Below are 5,063 nucleotides of genomic sequence, written 5' to 3' on the forward strand. Positions count from 1 at the left end.
GTCGTTACCGATTACTTGTGCGCTTACCATGGCTGCGGCTTCTGGTATTACCGGATTTACCTTGCCAGGCATAATAGACGAGCCCGGTTGAAGTGCTTCTAGCTCTATTTCGCCTAAGCCCGCAAGTGGTCCTGAGTTCATCCAGCGTAGGTCGTTCGCTATTTTCATTTGTGCTACAGCGAGTACTTTTAATTGCCCCGAAAGCGCTACTATGGCGTCTTGTGAGCCGATGTTATAAAAAAAGTTACTACTAGGCGTAAATCTAATGCCTACATTGGCACTCAGGTTTTCTGCAAATTTGGCTGCAAACTTAGGGTCTGCATTTATTCCTGTTCCAACAGCTGTACCGCCTTGTGCCAGTTCGCATACACGCTCTAAGCTATGTCTAATTCCTGCTGCGGCATGGTTAACTTGTGACTGCCATGCACTTAGTGTTTGATCAAATGTAACAGGCATTGCATCCATTAAATGCGTACGGCCCGTTTTAACTATATGGCCTACTTCAGCTTTTTTCTTTTCTAGGCTTTGCGATAAGTTTTCAAGCGAAGGAAGTAATTCATACACTACATTTATTGCGCTACTGAGTGCGATAGCAGTAGGGACTACATCGTTAGAACTTTGCCCCATGTTTACATCATCATTAGGGTGAATGCTTTCACTGCCTAATCGGCTAGCAAGCGTTGCAATAACTTCGTTGGCATTCATATTTGAGCTTGTGCCCGAACCGGTTTGAAAAATATCAACGGGGAAATGCTCAACATGCTCGCCATCAATAATACTTTGACAAGCTTGCTCAATAGCATTTGCTTTGTCTTTACTTAAATGGCCAAGCTCGCAGTTACTTTGCGCAGCAGCTTGTTTTATATAAGCCAGTGCAGTGATAAATTGCTTTGGCATAGATAAGCCACTAATGGCAAAGTTATTAACTGCTCGTTGTGTTTGCGCCTGATAGAGCGCATCAGTAGGTACTTGTAGCTCGCCCATGCTGTCTGATTCTGTTCTAAAGTTGCTCATAAGTGTGCTCCTTAAAAAGGGTTGAATTCGTGACTAAGAATACGAGCTTCACGCTCAAGTATTAAAAATTGTGCAGTATTGTTATGCACCTTATAAAACCGTTTTAATGCTAATAATGGCTTGTATAGCTGCTCTAAACATTGTTTACGAATAGCATTATGTATAAGAGGGTCGCACATTTTGTTCATAATTTCATGGTGTGTGCGCCTAAGATAAAACTCTTGAAGCAAGGGATTATGTTGTTGCTCAAATTTTTTGGCGACGTTAAGGGCGGTTTCTATGTAATCGGCAACGAGCATGGGGGCATGCAGGCCAGGTCTTAAGCAATGACAAGAGAGTTCTTGATGGTAGCGATGCTGGGCATAATTTGAAGACATAAAAAACCGACTCAAGTTAACGATAATAGTTATCATTACATTTAATCGGTTTCAGTGTAAACAGTTATTATAAAAATTATTTGCGTTACTAATTTGAGTATTAATTGTAGCCAAGAATAAATATCTGATCTGTTTCATGTTTGCTCATCGCCTGTTGATTATGTTTAGGGTGCGAAAGTAAATCGATTACTGTAGCTCTCATATCAACGGCGTAACTATGATCGTCGGTGGTTTTTTCGGTTATAGCAATGGCCGCGTCTACAGCGGTATAAGGGGGTATATGCATAATTTTATCCTTTGAAATTTAATATAAGTTAAACCCTTTAGTGGGTTAACAATATAAAAGCATATTACGTACCAACCATAATGAGCCAGCTCAACCATATGATAGTTATAGTATTTAAAAATTACCTTTTTTTCATCACGACAAAATAAGCTAAATTTGCTTTACTGTTGTGCATTAATCTACAATTTTGGTGCACAGTAATGACAAAGCCATTTTCACAAGCCTGTGAAAACAATAAAACCCCTATTTTAGAGCAATTAAAGGACGTATTAAAAAATACTAAAACAGTCCTCGAAGTCGGATCAGGAACCGGCCAGCATAGTGTGTTTTTTGCAGAGCAATTACCGCATTTACAATGGCATACAAGTGATCGCGCTATAAACCACGAAGGGATTAATTTATGGCACCGCGAAGCTAATTTAACTAATTTACATGCACCACTTGAGCTTGATTTAAATAATGAATGGCCTGTAGATAAGGTTGACGCTATTTATACTGCAAACACATTTCATATTGTAAGTTGGCAATTAGTTGAACGTTTTTTTGACGGTGTTAAACGTCACTTAAATAGCGACGGTATGTTGTGTATTTATGGGCCATTCAAATACCAATGTGAATTTACCAGCCCAAGTAATGATGACTTTAGTGCCTTTTTAACAGAGCGCGATCCGTTAAGTGGAATAAGAGATTTTGAAGCAGTTGAACAACTAGCTAAGCAAGCAGGGCTTACGCTTATTAGCGATACTGCCATGCCTGCAAATAATCAGTTACTCGTTTTTAAACGGCAGTAATGAGCTACATTGCTCTTTATATATATCAATATGGCCGCGTTCACGCTTTAAGTAGTCGCTTATTGCATTACTGAAATCGCTATCAACAATATGGTGAGCAGAGTAGGTAAGTACGGGTTCAAATCCGCGTGCTATTTTGTGCTCACCTTGTGCTCCCGAATGAAAGCAGCTGAGTTTATGCTTTATTGCAAACTCAATACCTTGGTAATAGCACAGCTCAAAGTGAAGCGAATCTACTTCTTCACTTGCTCCCCAGTAGCGCCCATAAAGTGTATTCTCACCTACTAAACTAAGTGTTGCAGCAATCACGTTGTCGTCTTTTTTGGCCAGCATAATAACGAGGTTATTAGCCATTAATGCATGTAAAAGCGTAAAAAACTCCATATTTAAATAGCCCAAATGACCAGATCGCTTTAAGTAGGTACGCTGATAAAACTCATAAAACAATTGCATTATCTCGGGCGTAATTTGCGTTCCTTGCAGCCATTCAATATCAATATTTTGTTGCGCTATTTTAGCTCGCTCTTTTTTAAGTGACTTACGTTTTCGTGAGTTAAGTATTTGCAAAAAATCGTCAAAGGTTTCAAAACCTTTATTAAACCACTGAAATTGCACACCCACTCTTAGCATGGCATGTTGCTCAGTTAATGATGTTGCTTGGGCTTGGTCGCAAAAATTAACATGCCACCCCGACCACCTTTGCTCAGCACTGTGTATATTAAGTTGCTCTGTAATGTACTGATACACCGCATTTGGGTTAGCGTGCTCGATAGCAATACGCTTGCCTTCAATAGGGCTAAAGGGAATGCCAGATAGCCACTTGGGATAATATTCTAAACCGTGTTTTTCGTATGCCTCAGCCCATGCCCAGTCAAATACGTACTCGCCGTATGAATGACTTTTTAAATACCCAGGTGCAAGCGCAATGAGCGTATCATCTTCAAAAATAGCGAGGTGATGGGGCTGCCAACCGCTTTTTTGTGTTACGCATTGGCTTTGCTCAAGGGCATATAAAAAAGCATGTTGAGTAAATGGTTCATCACCAAATAAACGTTGCCACTGCGCCTGATCAATCTCATTAATACTGCTAAACCATTGGTGCGAAAACGTTCCCATGACTACTTACCTTGTAGTTGTTCTAAGCTGTTCTACGTTTTTAATAAACGTACTAATTTGCTTTTTAAGCTCGGTAAAATGAGGATTATAAGTTAAGCGTTGTAAAGCCGGATAGTGTTTTAAGTTGGCGCTTGTACGCTCTCCTAGTTGTGGATTTTTTGTTGTTTTACATGTTTTGTACAGGGACTCGTCGTTAATAAAGCTGCCACAATTACGATAGGTTGCGTTAATCCCATAATGTGGATTTTGCGGTGAGTTAACAATAGCAATATGCGACATACCATGAACTTTTTTACACTGAGGCGATGTGCATTGCGGGTTATTTACTGTGTAGTCACTAGCAAAGTCTGGCGGTAAAATATCAGTGCTTCCATAAAGTACTAAAGTATCGAGCGGCTTATATTTTACTGAATTATCTTTGTGTAACGCACTTAATAATTTTAGCGTGGCACGCGTATCTATCGTGGTATCAATATCGCTAAGTACACTAAAAATAGGTAATTTAAGTGCAGAGCGTTTGTTTAAGCTACTTACGCTTGCAAGTGACATAGCATAGTACGACGCGGCAGCTGCATTTAAAGGAAATGATTCATACTTAGCAAAGTCTACATCGGCGTCTTTATCTATCCAATTAACAAAGGGTATGGCATCAATCCTTTTTGCTATCCAGCCGTACTTATTATGTGGCTCGGAGCCTGGCGAATAAAGCATAAGCGCTTTAATTTTGGGTGAAACTGTGTACTTGGTTGCGTAATCAATAAGTAACGCTGCACCGGTAGAGTAACCTGCGAGTATCACCTCATCAAAGTCTTGCACCGAGCGTTTAATACCGTATTTTATTGCCTGTTGCCATTGGCTAACCTCTACATTGAGTAATGCACTTGCGGCGCTTCCATGTCCTGGTAATAAAATAGTACGCACAGTATAGCCTTGTTGATAATACACTTGTGCTAAATCGTGATACGTAAAGGGTGAGTCAGTTAGCCCGTGAACTAATAGTGCAACTTTATTGCTGTTTGGATGCGTAAGCTCAAAAGGGGCAATAATATCTGCAATAGTAGGGTCAGGTTTTCGCGTACCTTGTGTTACTAATTGCTGGTACGTTTGTGTAATAACAGGGCATGGCATATCTGCACGTGGATTGGTTTTATTTATATGTTTATATGCAAAATCTAAGTAATCGTTAAATGGTAAAAGGGCGTGGTAATTAAAGCGCTGGTGGTTGTGCTCTTTTTCAAAGCGTAATAAGCCTTGTTGCTTACTTTTTGTTATAAATTTAAAGTCGCTTGCCTGCGATATACAGTTTTGAGCGACGGTAATATGCGAAAAAATACTTAAAACAAAACCAAAAGCTACTCTTAAAACTATTCTTAAAATTAAATCACTATTATTCATTAACTACTGCATATTGGACAAGACACTCGGTTAGCTTAATGAGTTCAAGCGGTTTTGCAAGATGTTGGTTAAATCCAACGGCTT

At 39.6% G+C, this 5,063-nt stretch carries 6 protein-coding genes; 1 reads left to right on the top strand and 5 read right to left on the bottom strand.

Annotation, left to right across the window (positions count from 1 at the left end; all coding sequences use genetic code 11):
- From L652_RS1000000125680 to L652_RS1000000125690, 3 genes are all read right to left on the bottom strand, one after another.
- The coding region (locus L652_RS1000000125680; RefSeq protein WP_024603426.1) for a class II fumarate hydratase at positions 1 to 1,014 on the bottom strand (1,014 nt) is incomplete at its 3' end.
- An 11-nt stretch (positions 1,015 to 1,025) separates the two neighbouring features.
- Positions 1,026 to 1,391: a hypothetical protein gene (locus L652_RS1000000125685; RefSeq protein WP_223231703.1), complete on the bottom strand. Its 366-nt coding sequence runs from the start codon at positions 1,389 to 1,391 to the stop codon at positions 1,026 to 1,028.
- Positions 1,392 to 1,491: 100 nt separating this feature from the next.
- Complete coding sequence (locus L652_RS1000000125690) at positions 1,492 to 1,677, bottom strand: hypothetical protein (RefSeq protein ID WP_024596419.1); 186 nt, start codon at positions 1,675 to 1,677, stop codon at positions 1,492 to 1,494.
- 200 nt (positions 1,678 to 1,877) lie between these two features.
- Here L652_RS1000000125690 and L652_RS1000000125695 point away from each other — a divergent pair, with 200 nt between their 5' ends.
- Positions 1,878 to 2,468 (top strand): DUF938 domain-containing protein, encoded by a 591-nt coding sequence (locus L652_RS1000000125695; RefSeq protein WP_024596418.1) that lies wholly within the window; start codon positions 1,878 to 1,880, stop codon positions 2,466 to 2,468.
- On the opposite strand, the gene L652_RS1000000125700 is transcribed toward L652_RS1000000125695, so the two are convergent.
- Together L652_RS1000000125700 and L652_RS1000000125705 are read right to left on the bottom strand one after the other, a co-directional pair.
- Positions 2,445 to 3,584: a GNAT family N-acetyltransferase gene (locus L652_RS1000000125700; RefSeq protein ID WP_024596417.1), complete on the bottom strand. Its 1,140-nt coding sequence runs from the start codon at positions 3,582 to 3,584 to the stop codon at positions 2,445 to 2,447. The genes L652_RS1000000125695 and L652_RS1000000125700 overlap by 24 nt on opposite strands.
- 6 nt (positions 3,585 to 3,590) lie before the next feature.
- Entirely contained in the window at positions 3,591 to 4,979 is a 1,389-nt protein-coding gene (locus L652_RS1000000125705) for an alpha/beta fold hydrolase (RefSeq protein ID WP_024596416.1), read from the bottom strand.
- Positions 4,980 to 5,063 lie beyond the last annotated feature (84 nt).

The organism is Pseudoalteromonas sp. TB25, from assembly GCF_000497995.1.
GTDB lineage: Bacteria > Pseudomonadota > Gammaproteobacteria > Enterobacterales > Alteromonadaceae > Pseudoalteromonas > Pseudoalteromonas distincta.